This is a genomic window from Synergistetes bacterium HGW-Synergistetes-1, assembly GCA_002839185.1.
Taxonomy (GTDB): domain Bacteria; phylum Synergistota; class Synergistia; order Synergistales; family Synergistaceae; genus Caenicola.
In genome coordinates this window covers 194058-216728 of the sequence record PGXO01000004.1, presented here as the reverse complement: position 1 = coordinate 216728, position 22671 = coordinate 194058, and the positions used below count along the sequence as shown (strand labels likewise).

Sequence of the window (22671 nt, the reverse complement as noted above, 5' to 3'; positions counted from 1 at the left end):
GAAGCTGCGACAAGTGCGGTCGCGTGAAGCCGTGGTGAAGCAATTGTAATAAATCTGGGCGAGTAATTGGCAAGCATCGGCAAGCAGTTGGTAGAGGCGGAGGGGCAAGTCCGGGGAATTTGCGGTGATGCCACCGCGGCGAATTCGCGAGTGCATTCCTCGCAAATTCTCCGGCGGGCGAATTCGCCGCCAGCCTTCCTAAGTCAGGGCCGCAAGGCGACAGACACTACTGCTGCAATTGGGGCAGATCGGAGATGATAGCGACGCAACATGCTGTGGTTCAAGCAAAGGCGTATATCAATACGTCGATGCGAAGGACCGCAAATGTTGCTAAGCTAGCGCTCCGAGATGCCCCAATTGCTTTGCGGAGTATCTCAGTCGCAAAGATATCCTTTTCTGCGCAGCTCACTTTCTATAATATTCAGATCTTCTTCGGTCTCAGCCTCAACCAGGTGGCAGTGTCTGTTCTGCGTCAGGTTTTTGAGAGGGCGGCTCCTGCCCGATGAAATGCTTTCCATGAGTTTTTCCGCATCTTTGCGGGATCTCACATTGAGCATTGCAGCAAAATTTCCGTATGCCGGATGTTGGATCTGGACGTCAATTATGTGACCGCCCAGATCTACTATTGTGAAAAGTTCGTCCAGGATGCTCTCGTCATCGTGAACTACGTAAAAAAGTCTCTGGGGTCTTGAAGGTATTTTCAGAATGTAGCCGGAGTTTGTTGAGAGGATATCATGTTTCTGTGCCCTGAGAAGGGCGATATCCTGGACTATTACCTGTCGGCTCACGCCGTAGGCATCAGCCAGTAATGACCCCGAAAGGGGAATGCTGGTCTGTTTGAGATTTTCCAGAATATTATATCTTCTCTTTTCTCCGTCCATTATTTCATTTTATCCTTTCCAGTTCTTTCAGCGACAGGTCCAGTATTGAAGAATTGTATGTAATGGCACCTGATGATATGTAATCTATACCTGTCTCCCTTATCATGGGGATGTTTTCTATTGTGACATTTCCTGAACATTCTGTCTCAGCCCTGCCAGCTATAAATTCCACAGCTTTTTTCATTTCTTCAACATTCATGTTATCAAGCATTATTATATCCGCTTTAGCCTCCACTGCCTCTTTGACCATTTCCAGATCTTCAACTTCTACCTCAATTTTATGGACAAAGGGGGCATATTCCCTTGCTGAAGCAACGGCCTGCTTCACTCCCCCAGCTGCGGCTATATGATTGTCTTTGAGCATTATGCCGCCGGAAAGGTTAAACCGATGGTTGTGTCCCCCGCCTACCCTGACCGCATATTTTTCAAATATCCTGTTGTTAGGGGTTGTTTTTCTGGTATCCAACAGTTTTATACCACTGCCTTCGAGCAGTTTCACTATCTTTCTTGTGTGTGTAGCAATTCCGCTCATCCTCTGTATGAAATTCAGCGCGGTACGTTCGCCTGAGAGTATTGCCCGGATGTCTCCCTCAACGAGAGCTGCAGTGTCATTTTCCTTAACGGTATCTCCATCATGGAAATAATGATCAATCTTAATTTTATTGTCGAGAAGCAGGAAGACGCGCTCGAAGACTTTGAGTCCTGCTATGACCCCATCTTCTTTGCAAATGAGTTTAGCCCTGCCTTTTGAGTACTCCTTTATCACCGCATTTGTCGTTATGTCTTCGTGTGATATATCCTCTTGCAAGGCCGAAATGATCAGCCTGTCAATGTTTTCCTGCATTACTCTCTCCCTTTCTTATCTCACTCATGATCAAGTCTTTATCTTCAAGGATACGCTCTTCACAGGAAAACTCAGACGGTTCAGGGAAGGTAGGATGCTCTACCGAATGCCGGTTCCTGTTTATGTCCTGCGCTGCCCTCTTGCTGAACACCAGGCTCTCCAGCAGGGAGTTGCTTGCGAGGCGGTTTTTGCCGTGGACTCCGTTGCAGCTCGTTTCTCCTACCGCATAGAGGGAGTCCATGTCCGTCCTGCCGTTGAGATCTGTCTCAATGCCGCCCATGAAGTAGTGCTGGGCGGGCGTGACCGGAATGGGCTCTTTTGTTATGTCGTATCCCTGCTTCAGACAATGCTCATAGATCATGGGGAACCTTTTCGCAATATCGCCCTTCACATATCCTTTGAGACAGAGGCGTACATAGGGCATTTGATCCTTCTCCATCTGTTGATATATCTTTTGAGTCACAATATCGCGGGGCTGAAGTTCATCCGTGAAGCGCTTTCCATCTTTGTCTATGAGTACGGCACCTTCTCCGCGAACTGATTCAGATATGAGAAAGGCCCTGCCCGGTTCCTCCGTATAGAGCGAGGTAGGATGGATCTGGATATAGCTGATATCACGGATCCTGATCTTGTTTTTCAAAGCTATTGCAAGGGCGTCTCCTGTAAGATGGGAGTAGTTTGTGGACCGCTTAAAAAGTCCCCCTATTCCGCCTGTCGCCAATATAGTTGCCTGGGCGCAGTAATTTTCATATTTTCCGCTGATGTCCCTTACTGTCACACCGTGACAGCGGCCATTCTCTGAAAGTATGTCTGTAACAGTGATCTTTTCCATTACAGTAACGTTGCTGAGCTCCTGCACCTTTTTAAGCAATCTGCTGTTTATCTCTCTGCCAGTGCTGTCTTTACAATGCAGTATCCTCGGCCTTGAGTGTGCAGCCTCTTTGGTGTACGAAAAGCCTGAATTGTCTCTGTCGAACTCGACACCCGCCTGAAGAAGGTCCTCTATTATCTCCCTGGACTGGTTTATCATCACAGCGACAGCTTCCCTGTTGTTTTCATAGTGGCCCGCACTCAGCGTATCCTCCATGAAACTTTCGAAATCTTCATCATCAGCCTGCACACATATACCGCCCTGCGCCAGAAAAGAGTCTGTTTCATTCAGGGCTGCTTTGGTCAGCACTGCTATCTGTCTGTCGTTATGCAGATTAAGCGCGGCGAAGAGTCCCGAGACTCCGGTACCTACTATGATCACATCGAACTTTTTCATTCTATCTATTCGCTTTTTGCATACTTGAGCATGTTTTGAAGAGGTTGAAGGGCTTTTGCTGCCATTTCCTCATCGACATGGATCTCATGGCCAGGTTCCTCCAGAGCTCTTAGGACATTTTCGAGCGTGTTCTTTTTCATATCCATACAGACAGTACATTTGGAGGGGGTATAAAAGCATTTCCCTGATGTCCTCTTATTGAGCTCATGGAAGATGCCTCTCTCCGTGCAGACAATAAATTCTTCAGAGTAGCATTTTTCAACATAATCGATAATACTAGAGGTGCTGCCAATGTGATCCGAAAGCCCGGTTATCTCTTCCCTGCATTCGGGGTGAGTGACGACCTTTGCCTCAGGATGTTCCTTTTTCAGGTCAAGGACATCTTTTGCCCTGATCCCTGCGTGCACGCAGCAGAAACCATCGTTGAAAATAAAGTTTTTTTCGGGTATTGTCAGAGATATGTATCTTCCAAGGTTTTTGTCCGGAATGAAAAAGATGTTTTTTTGAGGCAGGGATCTGATAACTTTGAGTGCATTCGAGGAAGTGACACATACATCAGAGTGGGCTTTTGTCTCTGCAGTGGAATTTATATAGCAGACAACGGCAAGGTCTTCGTATTTGTCCCGCATACTTTCGATCTCATACGTTGCAGCCATGTGAGCCATCGGACAATCCGCTCCCGGGTCCGGCATCAAAACAGTTTTGTCCGGGTTCATAATCTTCACACTCTCAGCCATGAAGTAAACTCCGCAGAATAGGATCACCTTCTCCTTTATCTGAGAAGCTATCACGCTCAAATAGTACGAATCGCCCATATGATCAGCGATCTCCTGCACTTCGTCCGGGACATAGTAATGTGCAAGGATCGCAGCATTCCTTTTCTTTTTAAGCTCGATTATTCTTTCTTTGACATTTGTCATCCGTGCCACCCTCAACTTTTGAAAAAATCAACGGCACGAACGATAGCACCTGACAAGACAGGTGTCAAGACTAACCAAAAGAGAATGAATTAACGAACTGAGGAAGAAAATAAAAAAGCACAGCGGATCTTTGCGCGGTCCGCTGTGCTCTGTTTGTTTGAGATAATTCCAACAGGATCTAGAAGAGCCCTACTATGCGTCCTTCGTTGTCTACGTCGATCTTTTCGGCGGCAGGGACCTTCGGGAGTCCCGGCATTGTCATCATAGCGCCGCAAATAGCAACGATGAATCCTGCTCCTGCGGACAGACGGACTTCACGCACTGTGACTTTGAAGTTTTTAGGTCTGCCTTTTACAGACGCGTCATCGGAAAGGGACATCTGGGTCTTTGCCATGCAGACAGGCAGGTTTCCGTATCCAAGATCTTCGAGCTCCCGGAGCATCTTGGAAGCCTTGTCTTCGTACACCACGTCATCGGCTCCGTAGACCTTTGTAGCTACGGTATGGATCTTGTTCCGTAGGGGCATTTTAAGCTCATAGAGCGGCTGGTAGTCGTTCTTTTCGTTTTCTATCATGTCCAGTACCTGTTCGGCCAGGTCAAGCGCACCTTCTCCACCTTTTGCCCAGACTTCAGTCAGGGATATCCTTGCGCCAAGGTTATGAGCTGCATCCTGGACAAGCTTGAGTTCGGCATCTGTGTCATCAACGAAACGGTTAAGGGCTACAACAACAGGAACGCCAAACTGCTTCATATTCTGGATGTGGGCTTCGAGGTTGGGGATGCCCTTTTTCAGCGCCTCGATATTCTCGAATTTCAGCTGGTCCTTCGCTGCGCCTCCGTGAAGCTTAAGGGCACGGACGGTTGTAACTATGACAACTGCGTCCGGATGGAAACCGGCGTAACGCGAAACTATGTCCATAAATTTTTCAGCGCCCAGGTCGGAGGCAAATCCGGCTTCTGTAACCACGTAATCTGAAAGCTTGAGGGCCATCCTTGTTGCCGTGACTGAGTTAGTTCCGTGCGCTATGTTCGCAAAGGGTCCGCCGTGTACAAATGCAGGAACCCCCTCTATCGTCTGTACAAGGTTGGGGTTGATGGCATCACGAAGCAGTGCGGTCATTGCACCCTCTGCCTTGATGTCACGAGCAGTTACAGGCTTGCCGTCATAAGTGTACGCTACAACGATCCTGGCAAGGCGTGCCTTGAGATTTTCAAGGCTGTCTGCCAGACAGAAGATCGCCATTACCTCTGATGCTACTGTAATGTCAAATCCTGTTTCACGTGGAACGCCATGTGCCGTACCGCCAAGTCCGATCACGATGTTACGGAGCGCACGGTCATTCATGTCCATTACCCTGCGCCATACTATCCTGCGCGGGTCAATGTTGAGTATGTTGCCCTGCTGGATGTGGTTGTCTATCATTGCAGAGAGGAGGTTATGTGCTGTTCCTATCGCATGGATGTCTCCGGTAAAGTGCAGGTTGATCGATTCCATAGGAAGTACCTGTGAATAACCGCCGCCTGCAGCCCCGCCCTTAACTCCAAAGCAGGGGCCAAGGGAGGGTTCCCTCAGACAGGTCATGGCCTTTTTGCCGAGTTTGACAAGCCCCTGAGTAAGGCCTATCGTGACCGTGGTCTTTCCTTCTCCTGCTGCGGTTGGTGTCGTGGCAGTCACAAGGATAAGTTTGCCGTTGGGTTTTCCTTCAAGTGTTTTTACGAAATCAAGGGATATCTTCGCCTTATCTCTTCCGTATGGGATCACATATTCCTCAGGGATACCCGCCTTATCTGCGATCTCCTGGATCGGTCTGAGCTTTGCCTGCTGTGCTATTTCAATATCTGAGAACATAATATCCTCCTCCTGATATATAATTACTACTGGGGTTGAAGTTACTATATATACCATAAATGGCCCAAAATGTTAATGTTAAATACTAATTTTATTTTCGTGATGTATGGTGATAAAGTATGAAACAGTGGAAGAGCGGCAACCTGATCAACAAGACTATGTTTTCCCTGAATGGCATTTACTCTGCTTTTGTTTCCGAAAACGCAGTAAGACGCGAGTTTGGCGCACTTGCGTTTCTTTTGGTTCTGGCGATATGGATGGACAAGGATATCAAAGCTATCCTAGCTGTCTTTCTGGCAGGGCTCTTTCCGATAGTTATCGAACTTATAAATACTGCCGCTGAAACGATAATAGATCTGCTGCTCGGCTCTATCTACAGGGAAGATGTCAAGCGTGCAAAGGATATGCTGTCCGCAGCTGTCATGCTCAGCCTGCTCCTGGGCTATGGAGCAGCTTTCCTGTTAATATTTGGCAATTGGGATTTATAGCGGCGCTGACTTAGCAACACTCAAAATCCTTCACTTCGACGTATTCATATACGCCTTAGTTTGAATTTTTCGTGTTGCGTCGTCATCACTCGCTCTAAATCCCAATTGCCAAATATTTATTTATCGAAAAACCTAAAAGCGGAGCGCTAACTTAGCAAGGCTCAAGGTCCTTCGCTTCGACGTATGTTTAATACTTTGGCGAAGTGCGGCAAGGAGCGTACCGCGCGAAGTGGCGATTTTATCGCCGCGAAGCAATTGGGAAGCGGTTGTTAAGAGCCAAGTACCAACTGATTTCCAATCGATTCCCTACTGACTCCCGCCGGATGTTTTTCCGGCAGATTCTTGCGTCGTTATCACTCGCTCTAAATCCCAATTGCCTCCACCCCGTCATCCCGGTATGCACTTGATGTAACTACCAGCCGATTCGCACAACTCGCAACTCGTTGGCTCTCTGGCCGTGAGCCGGGATCCAGTGTCTCGTCCCCGTCATCCCCGTATGCCACTGAGCGGGGATCCAGTTTCTTTAGATCTTTGCTATTACAGGCTTTTTAAGATCCAAACCGAAGCCGCTGGATCCCCGATTTAAGCACTCGGGGAAGACGAAGAGGGTCCGGTTCCTAAGGTCCTACAATCGCTCAGCTATTGCTCAGCAACCGCTCAGCGATTGCTCAGCCGCTTTTCACAACCGTTTCACCATTGCTTCACTATTGCTTCACGGCGATTAAATCGCCGCTTCACGGAAATAGATCCTTCCGTTTCCGGAGGAGCTTCTTCGACTTCACCGCCTGCCGCTTCCAGCGCTTCGGCCTGAGCCCTCATTGTGGTTTCTTCTTCAGGAGTAGGGCCTGCTTCTTCTTTGCCGTCTGATCTTTTTATTTTTATCATTTTACGGAGCAGGCCTTCTACATAGTAATTCGTGTCTACTATGACCATTGCGCCCTTTTTGATGCGTTCTGCCCGGATCTCACTCTGCAGGCGGTCGTCAAGGAGGTCTTCAATGCTTGGCTTTTCCTTGCTCTCTTTATCTCTGGCCTCAGGACCGTCTATCTCCGCAACGATCTGATTGTTGGTTTCCTTTATGCTCAGTTCTTTCAGAAGGTCGTCAAGGCTCGATATCGCGCGCAGACCCGTTGCAAGCGATTCCTGCTCCGGTTCCATGATGCCGCCGCCCCTGACAAGGATCTCGCAGAAACCTACAGCATTTTGCGGAACAGTTATCGGGATCCTCTTTATCATCGATCTTTTGCGCCAGGGCCTCAGCGTTATCTCAAGTTCTATCTTCTCACCCGGGGCATAAGAGTCTTTTTTGTCAACGATTTCAAGTTTTTCAATGAAAACAACACGGGCGTCCCTCGTTATTTCAACGTCAAGCTCTACGCCAAACGGCCTGATCTCCTGGAACTGGTTGAGCGAAAAGAGCTCCGCAAGGTTATCGAATTCCGTCAGCAACGAGCCCATAAGGTCCTGTTCTGAAAAGAAGATATTTCTCCTCTCCCATCCTTTTGGAAGGTTCCCTCCGTAGAATTTATATTTGAGAATGGCAGTGCCCTCTCCCCTTCGTGCCCATAGATCGTCAATTATCCCAAGCATTCCCATGCTTCCGATCACCGGACCGGTGAAAGAATCCGCAACAGTCTGGAATCTTTTTACAGTATCTTTTTTGCTGTCAACGTCGTTGAACCTTACCCTGTAACTTATCGCGGGCGCCAGCTGCCCGATGTAGCCGCCAATGGCTTCAGGCCTGTCCTGGGTTATTATTCCGATTATCGGACCCTGATACCCAAGTTTGAATGAGCTCTCCATGCCGGGTATGACCTGAAGTATCGTAGCCTCTGTCAATGGGTATGCGACTGCACCCTGACCGGCCATTGGGTGACCGAAGCCAAGGAAGCGTCCTTCTTTTGAAAGCGCTGTAAGTGTCCCTATCCCGCCGATCTGTATGTCACCCCATGCAAGAGAGGCCCCTATCGCTGATCCGGGTTCCGGTTTTGTGTTGAGTTTGGCGGCAGTGCCTTCTGACGATGCTCCGCCCAGAGGTATCAGAGGCAATCCGAGCCTTTTTTTCAACTCCTCTGTGACCCTGTTGCTGATGCCGTCGACAAGTATCGGCATCCCAAGGGGTACAAGTTCGGCATCATAAAGCTTTGCGATGTCTTCTGATGTTGGTTCGGTCTTGATATCATCGGAAACCGTTTCGTCGTTCGGCTCTTCTGTTTCTTCCGTTCCTTTATCAGTTGCAGGATCTTCTTCAGGACACTGGTCTCCTGATGTTACGTCCGCTGATGTGATCCCTTCTATTGCAAAATCACAGGAGGCCGGTTCTTCTTTGACATCGTCTGAAACCGGCTCTTCTGTTTTTTTCTCTTTAGCATCAGGTTTAATGTCCGCACTGATCGGCTCTTTCGGTATCTTAACCGATACTCCGAAAGGCGGAATTTTGTCCGGCCAGTTGAAGGCTTTGACCATTTCCTCGATCGGTGTGACAAGGCCAAGGTTGTTGTCGCTGAACTGCCATCCGTAACCTATAGCGCCGACGAGTTTCCCTCCGACATATACAGGAGAACCGCTCATTCCTGCTGCGATGCCTCCATTTGCCCTCACATAAGGGTCGTCTACCCTTATAAGGACAAGGTTTTTCGGGCTTGTCTTCCTTGGAACTATGCCAAGCAAAGTAGCAGGAAACCTGGATATCTTAGTTCCACGCAGTACTGTTCTTATTTCAGCCTTCATTCCCGGTTTTATCTGCGACAGAGGCAAGACAGGGTCAGCCGGGACGAATGGCATATTTTCAGCCGCACAGGATGACACCGGCAGCAATACACTCCCAAAAAAGAGTAATATGGCCGCGATTACTGTTAATTTGAGCAAAAAACTGCCCTGTTCCCGGACTTGCGGGGCGATCTGCTCAATTTTTAGCGGTTTCAAGCGATGCAGAGAATTTATATTCATCTTCAATTGTCACTCCCGTTTTGGAGTTTCCCGGTTTTCATATACCTTAAATAACTCATTATAAGCTCATCGAGGTCACCGTCCAGTACTGCCTGGACATTTCCAATTTCACATCCTGAACGGTGGTCCTTGATCAGCTGGAAGGGCTGAAGCGTATAGGACCGTATCTGACTTCCCCACGCAACAGTTCTTTTTTCGCCCTGTATGTTGTCGAGCTGCGCCTGCCTCTCCCTGAGCGTCTTCTCAAAGAGCTTTGAACGAAGTACCTGCATCGCGGTCGCCCTGTTCATGTGCTGAGATCGTTCTGTCTGACAGCTTACGACTATTCCGGACGGCATATGGGTTATCCTTATCGCAGAGTCCGTCATGTTGACATACTGACCGCCGGCTCCGCTTGAACGGAACGTGTCCACTTTCAGATCCTCGGGTCTGATCTCCACCTCGACACTGTCAGGAAGGACAGGCATAACTTCAATTGAGGCGAAACTTGTGTGACGCCGTTTCGCTGAATCGAAGGGAGATATCCTTACAAGTCTGTGTACTCCCTGCTCGCCTTTCAAATATCCATATGCGTAATCTCCGTTAATAGATATAGTTACGCTTTTTATCCCTGCTTCTTGATCGGGCAGTTCATCTATAAGCTTTACGGTGAATTTATTTGATTCTGCCCAGCGCATGTACATACGGTAGAGCATTTCTGCCCAGTCCTGTGAGTCCAGGCCACCGGCCCCGGCATGAATGGTCATTATCGCATCGCCGGAGTCATATTCTCCGTCAAGCAGCACTAGTATCTGGTATGCTTCGATGCTTTTTGCCATTGCGGATGATCTGGCATAGAACTCTGAGTTCAGCTCAGGATCATCAACTTCACTCAGCAGCTCAGCGATAGCTTCGAGCTCAAGAAGCTCATTTTGTGATGATTCGATTTTGTCAAGTCTGGACTGAAGAAGTGATATCTCCCTGTTTACCTCATGGGCATTATCCGAGGACCAGAAGTCGGGTTCAACTGTAAGTTTTTGAAGTTCTTCTATCCTTGTTTTCAGTGTAGACGGGTCAAAGACTTTCACGCAACTCGTCAAAAGACGAGCGCAGATCGGTCATGACAGTAGATATTGGCAATACTACCATGTGTACCTCTCCCTTTTATTACAAATAGTGCTTTGTTGTGCGAGCTTTATTATATCAAAAGTACGCGTACAATTGGGATATATAACAGCGCTGACTTAGCAGGGCTTGCGGACCACCCGTCGGTGAAGATAGACGATCGGGCCACCCATCCTTCAGGCAGCCCGATCGAAGGTCTTTTATTGTTCCCAGCGACTCCGGTCATACTTGATTAAGAGAAGCGGGATGAGAAGCAATGCCAGGAGCGAAGCAAAACCGGTCGAACATCCTCCTGAGCTTGACTCATTCAGGTGCATGACAAATGTTTCGCTAGTTCCTTCCACAGGATCTCCGTGACTGTCGAACGCCGAGAGTTTTACGGTCAGAGGGCTGTCGAAGTCATCGGGAATGGGGATGTCGTGACGGAATTCGTATATTGACGCTTTATCTCCGTTGATTCCGTAGCGAATCAGCTTAACGAGCTTCGCGTCGAAGGAAAGGACTTCTGTCGTTCCGTCAAGCACGGAGTAATGTACTGTCGCGATGCGGTTGTTCACGCTGTAGGTCCCGTCATCATTTGCAACAACATCCTCGGGGTCTGGCTGGATCGGGGTGACCGCACCGAAAATGCTGAGAAGCTGCTTCGGCTTCACGAAGACACCGTTTGATACGTTCCAGTCGACCTGCTTGTCCGCTAAGTCGGGCGAGCATACGTAATCGGCCTCAGGAACTTCTGTCACGCCGTCTCCTCGGATCTCGGCGCGCGTGAGCACCAGACGGTCGTCAGCATCGAACGCGACAATGCTGCCCTTTTTCTCTGCGGTGCTCCCGTTGCCTGTATCGTATTTTACGGTAGTGTCGCCGATGTCGTAGTAATACCAAAGCATCGAATCACTATCGAGCAGAAGGGCACTGGCCATGCCGCCGATCTCTACCGCCTGCGTAGCGCTTGTCTCATGGACACAGTAGATGATACCGCGAACCGTGCCGTTCAGGTATTCGAGTGTATCGCTGACGCGCCAGCGTTTCACGATCTCATAGAAGAGTGTCGAGGGCTCTGTCCCGTGGGGCAGCGTTTTCGCATCCCAGTAGCCGGGAAAAAGGTCCAGGTACATGTGCGAGTCATTTGCTTCAGCAAAGGCCGTAACGTTAGTCATGTGTTCTGCCGGGCTGAAACGGGAGAGGATCTTGTCCGGAACGGATCCGAAGGTAAGGTCAATACTTTCTGTGTCAAGAACCAGGCCGTCATCCTTGCCGACGGCCGTGATGGTGAGCGTGTAACTGCCATCCTCAAGATCCTGGGAATATTTACTGTCATAGTCTGTGTCGAAATCCTTGGTGCAGCCGCCCTGTATAAGCGCCGCAGCGTAGTATTCCATAACGACAGCCTTTTTTTCAGGGTCTAATTTCGAACTCGGTTGGGCAGGATCGAATACAAGGTCCGGAAGCGGCGAAGCAACTATGTCAGCCGAGGTCGCGGGAGTCCAGCCGTTCGCGTAGTCTGTCTCGATCGCGGTTGCCGGGGTCAGGCCGTTGTCATCCACAGCGCTCGTGATGGTTCGGAGAGGCGTTGGATTTCCGTTAAGGGAGAGTTCGAAGCGCACGTTGAAAGGCTTTCCCTCTGGGGTCTGCCCCTCACGGTCAAGCGATGCGATCACGTAAAAGTCGCGCTTCGGGGCAAGTATCCGGCTCCCCTCAGACGGTGCGACTATCTCGATACTGAGGGCCTCGGCGCCCGTGATCCCGATACAGAGACACAGGATCAGGAGCAAGCATGCTGCAACTTTTTTCATAACAGTTACACATCCTTTCACAGTAAAGTGGTGTAATATCAGTTTACAACAAAACTGCTTTATACGGCATTTTTTGCCGCAGCTTCACGCCGGATTGATGTCCGACAGTTTCACCATTGTTACTGCATAAGGATATGACTGATATTTATTTCTTTTTGGGGATTATAGATCTGCCAACGTTTAGTGGTTAACCTGGCTTCTGACATTTCAAGAACGCAAAAGTCAGTTATAATCTAATTTCAGAGACACTGGATCCCCGATTCAAGCATTCGGGGACGACGGTTCTATTAGGATTTTAAAATTGTTCAGCGACCGCTCAGCAATTGCTTAGCTATGTTTTAAAACTACTGCTTCGCGGCGATAAAATCGCCACTTCTCACAAACTGAATTTTCCTTAGATTTTTTTACGATAATTTTATTGTCTTAATTGGGGCAGATCGGATATGATAACGACACAGGAATTTGCCGGAAAACATCCGGCGGAAGTCAGTAGGGAATCGATTGGAAATCAGTTGGTACTTGGCTCTTAACAACCGCTTCCCAACTGCTTCGCGGCGATAAAATCGCCACTTCGCGCGGCATCACCATGCCGCACTTCGCCAAAGCATTAAACATACGTCGAAGTGAGGGGCCGCAAGCCTTGCTAAGTCAGCGCCGCTAGATGCCCCAATTGCGTTAAACCAGTTTAATCAAATTATCCCCCTCAACAAACTTACCTATCCTTACCGACCAATTAAATCCACCGGCATGGAGCTGCTTGATCAGCTCCTCTTCGAGCTCCGATGGAATGGCTATAAGAAGACCTCCTGAGGTCTGGGGGTCAAATATTAGATCTTCTGCAAAGATGCCCATTCTTGACTCGTTTATGACTTTTGATCCTGAATGTTCCTTATTCCTGTATGCTCCGGCAGGAATGAGTCCCATGTCCGCCATTTCTCCTATGCCTGGAAGGAGCGGGAGGCTTTCCATTTCGATCTCCAGGGAGGCGCCGTCAGAGAGCAGGTCGAGCGCATGGCCCGCCAGCCCGAATCCCGTTACATCGGTACAGGCTGTAACTGCTCTGCAAATGTCCTCTGAAAGGACCTTAGGGATTGAATTAAGCTTCGCCATGCTTTGCACGGCTGCATCTATGTTTTCATCTGAAAATAGTCCGGCCTTGATCGCCGTCACAGCTATCCCGGTCCCTATCGGTTTTGTCAGGATCAGGACGTCGCCCGGTTTTGCCGTCCCGACTGTCCACATCCTGTCTTTTTTGACTTCGCCGAAGACAACTAGCCCGTATTTTGGTTCTTCATCCTGGACGCTGTGTCCGCCCGCAAGCATAGCGCCTGCCTCAATGGCCTTCTGTGCACCGCCGTTCAGTATTTCTTTAAGGACATCGAGGGGCTCGCAGTCGGTTGGAAAGCATACGACATTAAGAGCTATGAGGGGTTTGCCGCCCATGGCATAGACGTCACTCAGGGAATTTGCTGCAGCTATTTTGCCGAAATACTCGGGGGAATCTACAACGGGGGTTATAAAATCCACCGTCAGGATCCCTACCCTTTCTTCGTCTATCTTCCACAGCGCAGCGTCCTCGCCCCTGTTCCACGAGGCAATAAGGCTTTCATCCCTAAATACAGGAAGGTCTTTCAGTAAACTGTCCAGCTCCGCCGGACCGATTTTTGCCGCTCAGCCACTTGTACGGGCACGTTCTGAAAGCCTCATACAGATCCCTTCCTTTCTATTTCATGCGAAGATGCGTGACATCTGCCGCGGCAAAAATTTTTTCTTTATCTCCGACCTTTACGACAAGGGCTCCCTGCTCCGTTATCCCCTGAGCAGTGCCTGTAAACTTCTCTTCGTCCTGCATAACGCTGATCTCTCTGCCTATAGTATCGCACTCTTTTCTGTAGGAGAAAAGGAGTTTTTCTTTTCCGTCAGATTTTTTCAGTTCCAGGACGTATGACGACAGGCTGTGAAGGATGCGCGAAAGGAGAAGGGGCCTGGGAACTGTGTGACCTTTCTCAATATTGATCGAGGTTGCTATATTTTTGACCTCTTCACTCATATCTTCCTCTGTGAAATTCACGTTGAGGCCTATGCCTGTAACTGCATAGTATATCCGGTCCGGTTCACCCGCTGCCTCGCTGAGGATGCCGCATATCTTGCGTCCGTTCACCAGGATATCGTTGGGCCATTTGAGTTTTGCATCGACCTGGTATTGGTCTTTGAGTACTGATCTGACCGCGATCCCTGCAGCAAGGTTAAGAAGCTGTACATCGCCAGGCCTGAGCTCAGGCCTGAGCAAGACGGAAAAGAGCAGGTTTTTCGAAGAGGGAGCATGCCAGGAGCGTCCCCTTCTCCCTCTTCCTTCTGTCTGTTCATCAGCCATAGCAACTATACCCTCAGGTGCATCCTGCTGGGCAAGCTTTTTTATGGCATGTTGTGTAGAAGTTATGGTTGGAAAATAAATTGATTTGCTGAACAAAGGATCATCCCTTAAAAGGAAATCCATCAGTGTCTGGCTCATGGAATCTGTTTCGCTGATGTTTTTTATCATATATCCCTTTTGAGGCACAGATTTTATATCAAGACCCTCTTCACGAAGCGCACAGATATGCTTGAACAGAGCCTGCCTTGAAAAGTCCAACCTTTCCGCGAGGACAGAACCTGGAACAAACTCTCCCTCGGATGCTGCAAGATATTCCAAAAGCCTGTAGCGGCTGGTAGATCTATCAATGCTGTCAGGCAAAAGATCACCCAAGCCTGTTCGCTCTAAGCGTCAGCCCGCCACCTATGATGAGGAAGACTATATTGGCTATCCATGCGGCAAATACCGGATGCAGATAACCGGCATCTCCTAAAGACTGTGTGAAAGATAGGATGACATAATAGACAAAAACTATGATAACGCTCAAGCCAAGCCCCATACCGGAACTTGACCTTTGAGGCCGGCTCCCCACTGCCGCTCCAACTATAGCCAGCACCAGACATGCCCAGGGGACTGAAAAACGTAGGTTGAGTATCATCAATATCTTAGATACATCCATGCCTTTCTGCTTCATCATTTTGATCTCACGTAAGAGTTCATTTAATGTCATTTCGTCCGGAGTCCTGGCTGTTCTTGCTGCCTCTTCAGGGTTGAGGTCAAGCTGGAGTGCCTGTTTGTCGAACGTGAAGAGGAGCGATACATCGCTATCTTTAGTTATCTCGAAGACTTTGCCCTCTTCAAGCCACCAGCTTCCGTCTATCCATTCGCCTTTTTTAGCGGAGACCAGCCTGCTGAGAAGCCCTTTTTCAAATTCCTGGACTACTACATCACTCATCTTGCCATCTTTAACATCTATCCTGTTTACGTATATAACACGCTTAAGTTCCCCACCTGATTCCTCTTTAAGGAATACTTTATCCCTGAATACAGGCGGAGATTGTTTGAAAACTTCGTAAGCCATCACGTTTGCTGCAGCCCTTTCACTTATAGGGACAAGCGTTTCATTTATAAAGAAAGCTCCCATCGAGACAAAAAAGGCCATGATAATTACAGGTTTGATTATCCGGGTAAAGGATATACCGGATGACTTGAGCGCTACCAGCTCAGAATTAGTCGATAGCTTGTTGAAACCAAGCAACGCAGCAAGCAGACAGCTCATGGGTATAGCTGTTGCCGCCATCTTAGGCAGATAATAGAGGAAAAGCCGAACTACTATGCCTAATGGAACTCCATTCTTTATGATGAGATCTGCTATCCTGAAAAGGAGTCCTCCGGCGACCATGATTATAGTGAAAGCCATCAGTCCGAAGAAAAAAGGACCAATAAGCTCACCGAAGATAAACCTGTCAAGCGCTTTGAATTTTAGATATTTATCAAAAAGATTATTATTCACTTTCGCCCTCGTTGATTTCAATTATTTTCTCAGCGCACTCACGGATCGCTCCATTGCCGCCGGGGCTCTCTGTCTTCCAGTCAGCTGCCTTGACAGCCTCCGGGACAGCGTTTGCCACAGCTATCCCCAAGCCTGCCCATTTAATGCATTCTACATCAGGAATGTCGTCGCCCGCAAAAGCAATCTCTGCACGTGTTATACGGTTATTTTCTGCAAGCGCTTTAAGTACACCGAGCTTGTCTCTTGTTCCATTTATGCATCCTGTGATACCTAAGTCATCAGCTCTCTGCTGAGTAGCAGCTGAGTAACGCCCACTGACAAAGAATACTTTTACACCCAGGTCGATGAGCTTTCTTATTCCGTAACCATCCTGGATGTCGAAGCGTTTGAATTCCCCGCCTTTTCCATCCATGTAGACTCCCCCGTCTGTCAGGGTCCCATCGACGTCAAAGGCAAAAAGCTTAATCAATGTCCTTTTCTCCGGGATCCCTGCGGTCCCAGTCATGATTTATCCTGGGAGAAAGTCCTCTTGTCGACTCAGATGCGAAGTCAAGTATTATCCTGCCTTCCGCAGTCGAGCCATATTTTATCTCAAGCTCGTTAAGTCCTTCACGGATAGTGCGTGCAGGATCATAGAGGATCCTGAACATATCCCTTATGCGCCTTCTGGTTTCGGAGTCGAACCCCCTGCGTTTGAGTCCTACCCTGTTTATGTCATAGACTCTGATAGGAGCTCCGTCTGCCAGGCAAAAGGGAGGAACATCCCGAACTATCTTCGATAATCCTCCGATCATGCAGTATGATCCGACATGAACGAACTGATGAAACCCTGCCATTCCGCCGACCACTACAAAATCGCCTATATGTGTGTGTCCGGAAAAGCCGCATTTGTTGGCTATGGTGCAGTCATGTCCTATTTTAACGTTATGGGCAAGATGGACATTTTCCATAATAAAACAGTTGTCGCCCACAGTGGTAGACTGGCCTTCGCCGACAGCCCTGTTCATAGTGACATACTCACGGCACATGAGGTTATTGCCTATCCTAACCCAGGTCTCTTCATTCCTGAAGGTGATATCCTGGGGTTCTCCTCCTATGACGGTGTGATCGAAGATTGTGCAGCCTGAGCCCATTTCTGTGTAGTTATATATGTGGACATAGGCCCTAAGTTCAGTCGCATCTCCCAATATCACTTTGTCATCCACCATACAGAATGGACCTATCCTGACGTTTTCTCCAAGCTGTGCTTTCGGAGATACTATCGCGGTTGGATGGATATATACGCTCATTCCGGTCTATGCCTCGGGTTTGAGGGTAAGGCCTGAAGAGACTACACAGCCCATCATACCTTCGGCAGCCAGATCTCCGTCAATTGTTGCCCTGAACTTGAATTTGAAGTTGTTTCCCCTGCGTTTTACGAGAGTAGCTACTGTTTTTAGCTGATCACCGGGCTTCACCGGCCTGCGAAATTTCACTTTGTCGATAGATGTGACATATACCAGGCGGCGCTCGTTTTCTTTGATCTCGGTATAAAGCTTCAGCAGCACAGCCGCTACCTGACCCATGGATTCGATGACAAGGACTCCAGGCATTACTGGTTCGTCGGGAAAGTGCCCCTGAAAAAACGGTTCGTTTATCGTTACATTTTTAATTCCTGTCACCTCTACCAGATCGTCTGTCAGCACCAGATCCTCGATCCTGTCTACCAGGAGAAACGGATAACGGTGCGGCAGAAGTTCCAATATTTTATTGATGTCATATTTCATCCTATATGCCTCCAGTTAAAAGATTCGGTCAAATAATTATATGACCCTTTTTATTCTATTTACAAGCCTTCCATGAAGATCATGTCCGGCACATATGCCAATGTAATGGGCGGTCGGGATAGATCCTAAGAGAGCCAGGTCCCCGAGAAGATCGTTTATCTTATGCGTTACACACTCCAGAGGGAAACGAAGTCCATCTTCATTCAAAAGGCCATTTTCATCGAACATGAGAGCATTTTCCAGAGATCCGCCCTTAGCAAGACCACTCTTTTTCAAGTAGTCCAGCTCTGAGGTCAGTCCGAATGTTCGGGCCTTTGATATCCTGTCAAGAAAGACGTCCGGCGATATTATATATGATGCTCTTTGAGTCCCCACCGGAGTACCGGGATAGTCTATCACATAGGTGACTTTAAGTCTCTCCGAAGGAAGAGCCATTATCGCCCGGTCTTTATAAGGGTCATCTATGACGATCGGAACTGAGAGGGCTTTTTTTCTCGGCTTTTCCCCATATTCTGTTATCCCCGCCTTTAAGAATGCCATGGCGAATGGGTGCGGACTTCCATCCAGGATAGGTATTTCCTCCCCGGTCAGCGAGATGACCGCGCTGTCGATCTCAAGCCCGGTCAGAGCAGCCAGAAGATGCTCCGCTGTCCTTACTATGGTCCCGTCAGGAAGACTGAATCCTGTAAGCCTGCTGTCCTCTTCTACATGGGCCGAGGTAAGAGGAAAAAGTCCGTTCTCGGTGGAAAAATAAATACCCTCTTTTTGAGAGGGGTGGACCAAGACTGTTGAGATATCTCCTGAATGCAGTCCTACTCCTGTAAATTCTATTTGTGCAGATATTGTAAATGACATTACTTGTTCTCAGACTCCAGCTCATCAAGTCTTTTTTCAATATTTTTGATATTTTTGATCGTATCAGGGAGCTGTCTGATTGCAGCAATCTGACGGAGATCTTTTTTATGGTCTATTGCCGGAAAACCCGACACAACTGATCCGGGAGGAATATCCTCTGTTATGCCAGCCCTTCCTGCAGCAATGACTCCATCCCCGACCCTGGCGTGATTAGCCACTCCTGACTGCGCTGCCATTGTGACGCCATTCCCGAGCGTGCTGCTTCCCGCTATCCCCGCCTGTGCAACAATGATGCAGTATTCCCCGACCGTACAGTTATGGGCGATCTTCACATGACTGTCTATCTTTGTTCCCCTGGATATTTTTGTCTCTCCGAACGTAGCTCTGTCAATGCTTGAACATACGCCTATCTCTACATCATCCTCTATCACCGTAGTACCTATCTGAGGTATACGAAGCAGTCCTTTTTCTGAGTCAGGCATAAAGCCAAATCCTTCACACCCGATCACGGCGTTTGCATGAACTATGCAGTTTCTGCCCAGGTAAGATCTGTCATATATTACTACGCCAGGTTCTATCGATGTATTATCACCTATAGAAACGTGTTTTCCCACCCAGACATTCCCTGCAAGAGTACAGCCGTCACCTATGCTGCAGTGGTCAGAAACCACACATCCCGGGCCTATTATCACATTCTTTCCTATAGCAGCGTTTTCTGATATCACTGCGGTTTCGTGTACAGAGGAATAATAGTTCTTTTTTTCTGTGTCAAAATATTCAAGAAGAGTAACCAAAGCTCTTCTGGGATCTTCAACTTCCACACCCCGTCCATTTTCTGGGATCCAGCCGTATTTAGTCAGCAAAACAGCCTCATTGCTTGCAAGTGAAACCAGTTTTTTTTCCCACAGCGGAGAAATCGAGCCGTAACATGGGGTTTCCGGTGACGATATTGAGGTCACAACGTAACCGCCTTCTCCCTTCAACGTACCATTAACCATATTTGCAATATTTGCCAAAGTAAGTCCTTCTATACTCATAACGATCAGTTCCTTTCAAAAATGCTACAGATTTCCAAGCATCCTTAGTCCGATTGAATCTTCGTCACGCGAGTCATAGTGAAGCTCAAAAGAAATATATTCAGTCGCCTTGTAACCTATAGCGGCGTTGTATTCTCCGTCTTCCCTCCAGCGCAACCAGGCATAAGGCTTGTGCATCCTTGGTTCGATATTGATGCGCCCCCACCACATGCTGTCTTTTGTTGACCATTCTCCGCCTATCCATACATCACCCCAGGGAGACCATCTAAGTCCCAATCTGCCTTCGGGATCCCAATCCTGCAGCTCTATTATGCCCTCTCCGTAGATTTCCATGTTCCATCTTGAAAAAGTTTTCAGTTTTCGGCCAAGGTGTACGCCGATCTCTCCTGTTTTGTCCTGTGTACCGGCGTAGAGAGCTGCCCAGGCAGCTATCGTGTAATGTCTGCTCTCAACATTGACTTTCATCTGTGATACCTGCCCTGCAGAGAAAGAGGATTTTGGTTCAGCTGATGTCCTTTCAACTATTCCTCTTGTCAGGAGAAAGCTCTCTGTCCATACATTTATCTCTTTTTCATGTCGCTTAGCCCAGATTACCGGGAGTCCAATGAAAGGGGAGGACCTTTCCATGAGGTCTTCCCTCAGGTCTTCGTGCAGCAACGTTGGCAGGGAATTTGATGTGAGCGTCGGGTTGACTGCAAGCACAAGAGGAAGTTCAGGAGAAAGAGAGATCTTCATAATATATTCTTCTTTTTCAGAATGGACCATAAGTGTCGGTTTCCAGCCCGGTAGGACAGGGGACAGTATCTTTATTACTTCTTCTTTAAGTCCGGCATCACACCAGTTCAAGGCTTCGACAGGAAGACCCTGGATAAGTTCGTTGAGCAGCTTTTCTGTTGCTGCAATATCTGCTTTGATCCATTGCAGCGGCGGGTCCTGGATCTGAGGCGTCTGGACTTCGACTCTCCATTTATCCGAAGTTTTTTCAGGGGACAGGCTTATTTTTATCACACCTGAGCTAATAGAGACTGAATCAACTTTGTACCCGTCGAAGAGCTTCCCTGATATGACTTCTATAACTTTTTCTGCGTTTTCGTCCGACTGTGACTCAGGCATCCGTTCTGCAACCGCAGATATGCTTCTTTCGATTATCAGAGAAAGCCATTCCGGCACACCATCTGCATCAACAGAATATGCAAAGGCTCTGCCTGTAAACATAAGAAGGGTCGCGGCTATAAAGATGGCCGCAACCCATGATTTAAACAGATATTTGTCTTGCTTAGAAAAGCTCTCCGAAACCAAAGTGGAATCTGCCCTCATCGCCTGTGGCATAGTCAAGCCTGAGGTTGCCTAGTGGAGTGTTTATCCTGACACCAAATCCAGGAGATGATCCCATATCGTTTCCGAAGCTTGCAGTGTCGCCCTCTTTTCTCCATGAACGTCCAATATCATAAAAAGCTACCAGGGAGAAATTCTTATCCATAGGAACCCTGAGTTCAAAGTTGCCTAAAAGCATCTCTTCTCCGTGGTAACGATCATCGTCGTAACCGCGCAATGTTGTGTCTCCGCCCACCGTATACATTTCTTCGTAGGGGACATCGCCTGAAGATGATCCGGCAATTATTCTTGCTGCGAACATTACCGGCCTGTCAGAATTTCCTCCGAAAGAGGTCTCAAAGAAATCTTTGAATAGCTTTTCAACCGGGAAGTAAAATTTGGCTTCTAGCCAGTACTTGAAAAAGTTGTAGTTAACACCTTCTACAGTAGCTTGTCCATACTGGATGTTCAATGTCTCAACATCGCCCTTTGAGTAGGGCAGGTACTCATCAATGTTAAGACGGCGGACCGATCCTGTTGCAGAATAGTATGTTCCGTCTCCGAGGTCATCCAAAATTGTTGTCGGGGGAACTTTTTTATCTATTGGGATATTGCCCCAATTGCTTTTTTCATAGCCTGCGGGCGGATTTTTAGGATCATTTTTAACTTCATGCCAGTCAAACAAGAGATACCAGTTGTAGATCGAATCTTCTTTAAACTTGCGTCCAAAACCAAAGAAAGCGCCTACCTTGTCCCTGTCATACCTGAATTGCTCTTTATTATCAACATAGTATCTTAGATCAGTCCAGGCTCTCTTGTATGCGCCCACCTTCCAGGCAGTGACTTTTCCACCCATGTAAGGCTGTTCATAACTCGCCCAGTACTCTTCTCTGTTGCCAAGGTCAAAACCAACACTAAGCTTCATACCGCGACCGCCAATGTTGGTGTTTTCGTAGCTCAGTCCTCCGCCAAACCCGCTCTGTGTGCCATAAGCAATGTTAAATCCTAACTTTCCTGTGCGTGCCTCTTCAACAGTCAGTATAATAATAACATCCTTCGGGTCATCGCCAGGTTCAAAGTTGACGTTGACATCGCTGAAAAAGCCTACGCCCTGGAGCCTGCTGAGAGATAAGCGGAGTTTGTTGGAATTGAAAAGTTCACCCTCTTTTATTTTGAGGTATCTTCTGACAACATGCGTTTTAGTTATCTTGTTGCCCTGGATGACTATCTGGCTTATCTTTGGTTCTACAATAACGACTGTTATCTCTGTACCTTCGATCCTTACGTCAGCCACGTTTGCCATCACATATCCGTCTGCCTGATATTTCTCCTTTATCCTCTGAAGGTCATTCCTAAAGAACGTCCTGTTGAAGATCATTCCAGGTTTTGTGAATATCATCTCTTCAAGTTTTTCGTTGGAATATACTGTGTTGCCTTCAAAATTTATTTTGCTGACGACCGGGTTTTCCTGCACAGTGAAGAGTACGTCCACCCCATCTGGCTTGTCCGTTACCTTGTAATCTGTAGCGACAAAGAACCCCAGCTCAAAGATGGCCTCTGCATCCTTTCGCAGTTTCTCCTCGTCGACTGGTTCTCCGACTTTTGAGGTTATTATGCTCAACATGTGCTCCGTTACGACTTCGACATTCCCTTGAACCTTTATATCAAGAATAACAGGTCCTGTAAGGGCCAGTATCTTTTGTTCCTCCTGCAGCTTTTCCGTTCCTTTATCTGCTGT

General features: G+C 48.0%; 19 protein-coding genes. 1 reads left to right on the top strand and 18 read right to left on the bottom strand.

Features of this window, described 5'->3' with window-relative positions:
- Window positions 1-374: 374 nt before the first annotated feature.
- The 5 genes from CVV54_04650 to CVV54_04630 all read right to left on the bottom strand — a co-directional run bounded on the left by CVV54_04650 (window position 375) and on the right by CVV54_04630 (window position 5761).
- Window positions 375-884, bottom strand: coding sequence for a DNA-binding transcriptional regulator (locus tag CVV54_04650; protein PKL04769.1), 510 nt, complete (start codon window positions 882-884; stop codon window positions 375-377).
- Window position 885: 1 nt separating this feature from the next.
- Window positions 886-1725 (bottom strand): nicotinate-nucleotide diphosphorylase (carboxylating), encoded by an 840-nt coding sequence (gene nadC, locus CVV54_04645; protein PKL04768.1) that lies wholly within the window; start codon window positions 1723-1725, stop codon window positions 886-888.
- On the bottom strand, window positions 1709-2992 hold the full coding sequence (locus CVV54_04640; GenBank protein ID PKL04767.1) for an L-aspartate oxidase: 1284 nt from the start codon (window positions 2990-2992) through the stop codon (window positions 1709-1711). The genes nadC and CVV54_04640 overlap by 17 nt, the downstream gene beginning before the upstream one ends.
- A 5-nt stretch (window positions 2993-2997) precedes the next feature.
- A complete protein-coding gene (locus CVV54_04635; GenBank protein ID PKL04766.1) occupies window positions 2998-3912 on the bottom strand; it encodes a quinolinate synthase in 915 nt (304 codons plus the stop codon).
- 178 nt (window positions 3913-4090) lie between these two features.
- Window positions 4091-5761 (bottom strand): formate--tetrahydrofolate ligase, encoded by a 1671-nt coding sequence (locus CVV54_04630; protein PKL04765.1) that lies wholly within the window; start codon window positions 5759-5761, stop codon window positions 4091-4093.
- Between the two features lie 119 nt (window positions 5762-5880).
- Between CVV54_04630 and CVV54_04625 the strand changes: the two genes are divergently transcribed.
- Window positions 5881-6249: a diacylglycerol kinase gene (locus CVV54_04625; protein PKL04764.1), complete on the top strand. Its 369-nt coding sequence runs from the start codon at window positions 5881-5883 to the stop codon at window positions 6247-6249.
- A gap of 690 nt (window positions 6250-6939) precedes the next feature.
- Here the strand turns inward: CVV54_04625 and CVV54_04620 are convergent.
- The 13 genes from CVV54_04620 to CVV54_04560 form a co-directional block, all read right to left on the bottom strand.
- Window positions 6940-9033, bottom strand: coding sequence for a hypothetical protein (locus tag CVV54_04620; protein ID PKL04882.1), 2094 nt, complete (start codon window positions 9031-9033; stop codon window positions 6940-6942).
- 167 nt (window positions 9034-9200) lie between these two features.
- A complete protein-coding gene (locus CVV54_04615; GenBank protein PKL04763.1) occupies window positions 9201-10292 on the bottom strand; it encodes a peptide chain release factor 2 in 1092 nt (363 codons plus the stop codon).
- Window positions 10293-10502: 210 nt separating this feature from the next.
- Entirely contained in the window at window positions 10503-12095 is a 1593-nt protein-coding gene (locus CVV54_04610) for a hypothetical protein (protein PKL04762.1), read from the bottom strand.
- A gap of 675 nt (window positions 12096-12770) precedes the next feature.
- Window positions 12771-13802: a selenide, water dikinase SelD gene (gene selD, locus CVV54_04605; protein PKL04761.1), complete on the bottom strand. Its 1032-nt coding sequence runs from the start codon at window positions 13800-13802 to the stop codon at window positions 12771-12773.
- Between the two features lie 16 nt (window positions 13803-13818).
- On the bottom strand, window positions 13819-14841 hold the full coding sequence (locus CVV54_04600; GenBank protein ID PKL04760.1) for a biotin--[acetyl-CoA-carboxylase] ligase: 1023 nt from the start codon (window positions 14839-14841) through the stop codon (window positions 13819-13821).
- Window positions 14834-15868: an LPS export ABC transporter permease LptG gene (locus CVV54_04595; GenBank protein PKL04881.1), complete on the bottom strand. Its 1035-nt coding sequence runs from the start codon at window positions 15866-15868 to the stop codon at window positions 14834-14836. The genes CVV54_04600 and CVV54_04595 overlap by 8 nt, the downstream gene beginning before the upstream one ends.
- Window positions 15869-15953: 85 nt before the next feature.
- Window positions 15954-16430: an HAD family hydrolase gene (locus CVV54_04590; protein PKL04759.1), complete on the bottom strand. Its 477-nt coding sequence runs from the start codon at window positions 16428-16430 to the stop codon at window positions 15954-15956.
- Window positions 16423-17250 (bottom strand): acyl-[acyl-carrier-protein]--UDP-N-acetylglucosamine O-acyltransferase, encoded by an 828-nt coding sequence (locus CVV54_04585; protein ID PKL04758.1) that lies wholly within the window; start codon window positions 17248-17250, stop codon window positions 16423-16425. The genes CVV54_04590 and CVV54_04585 overlap by 8 nt, the downstream gene beginning before the upstream one ends.
- A 6-nt stretch (window positions 17251-17256) precedes the next feature.
- Window positions 17257-17727 (bottom strand): 3-hydroxyacyl-[acyl-carrier-protein] dehydratase FabZ, encoded by a 471-nt coding sequence (fabZ, locus tag CVV54_04580; protein PKL04757.1) that lies wholly within the window; start codon window positions 17725-17727, stop codon window positions 17257-17259.
- 36 nt (window positions 17728-17763) lie between these two features.
- Window positions 17764-18582, bottom strand: coding sequence for a UDP-3-O-[3-hydroxymyristoyl] N-acetylglucosamine deacetylase (lpxC, locus tag CVV54_04575; protein PKL04756.1), 819 nt, complete (start codon window positions 18580-18582; stop codon window positions 17764-17766).
- The gene (lpxD, locus tag CVV54_04570; GenBank protein PKL04755.1) at window positions 18582-19619 is read right to left on the bottom strand and encodes a UDP-3-O-(3-hydroxymyristoyl)glucosamine N-acyltransferase; all 1038 of its coding nucleotides are present in this window, start codon (window positions 19617-19619) and stop codon (window positions 18582-18584) included. Before lpxD ends, lpxC begins: the two co-directional genes overlap by 1 nt.
- Before the next feature lie 24 nt (window positions 19620-19643).
- Window positions 19644-20918 (bottom strand): hypothetical protein, encoded by a 1275-nt coding sequence (locus CVV54_04565; protein ID PKL04754.1) that lies wholly within the window; start codon window positions 20916-20918, stop codon window positions 19644-19646.
- The gene (locus CVV54_04560; GenBank protein PKL04880.1) at window positions 20896-22605 is read right to left on the bottom strand and encodes an outer membrane protein assembly factor; all 1710 of its coding nucleotides are present in this window, start codon (window positions 22603-22605) and stop codon (window positions 20896-20898) included. Before CVV54_04560 ends, CVV54_04565 begins: the two co-directional genes overlap by 23 nt.
- Between the last annotated feature and the right edge of the window lie 66 nt (window positions 22606-22671).

What these genes read in the sequence shown, in the direction of transcription:
- CVV54_04610 (PKL04762.1), bottom strand. Translation starts at nt 12,095, where the DNA reads ATGAAAAAAGTTGCAGCATGCTTGCTCCTGATCCTGTGTCTCTGTATC.
- CVV54_04585 (PKL04758.1), bottom strand. Translation starts at nt 17,250, where the DNA reads ATGAGCGTATATATCCATCCAACCGCGATAGTATCTCCGAAAGCACAG.
- fabZ (PKL04757.1), bottom strand. Translation starts at nt 17,727, where the DNA reads ATGAAATATGACATCAATAAAATATTGGAACTTCTGCCGCACCGTTAT.
- CVV54_04625 (PKL04764.1), top strand. Translation starts at nt 5,881, where the DNA reads ATGAAACAGTGGAAGAGCGGCAACCTGATCAACAAGACTATGTTTTCC.
- CVV54_04635 (PKL04766.1), bottom strand. Translation starts at nt 3,912, where the DNA reads ATGACAAATGTCAAAGAAAGAATAATCGAGCTTAAAAAGAAAAGGAAT.
- lpxD (PKL04755.1), bottom strand. Translation starts at nt 19,619, where the DNA reads ATGAGTATAGAAGGACTTACTTTGGCAAATATTGCAAATATGGTTAAT.
- CVV54_04640 (PKL04767.1), bottom strand. Translation starts at nt 2,992, where the DNA reads ATGAAAAAGTTCGATGTGATCATAGTAGGTACCGGAGTCTCGGGACTC.
- CVV54_04630 (PKL04765.1), bottom strand. Translation starts at nt 5,761, where the DNA reads ATGTTCTCAGATATTGAAATAGCACAGCAGGCAAAGCTCAGACCGATC.
- CVV54_04620 (PKL04882.1), bottom strand. Translation starts at nt 9,033, where the DNA reads ATGCCATTCGTCCCGGCTGACCCTGTCTTGCCTCTGTCGCAGATAAAA.
- CVV54_04595 (PKL04881.1), bottom strand. Translation starts at nt 15,868, where the DNA reads ATGGCTTTCACTATAATCATGGTCGCCGGAGGACTCCTTTTCAGGATA.
- nadC (PKL04768.1), bottom strand. Translation starts at nt 1,725, where the DNA reads ATGCAGGAAAACATTGACAGGCTGATCATTTCGGCCTTGCAAGAGGAT.
- lpxC (PKL04756.1), bottom strand. Translation starts at nt 18,582, where the DNA reads ATGTCATTTACAATATCTGCACAAATAGAATTTACAGGAGTAGGACTG.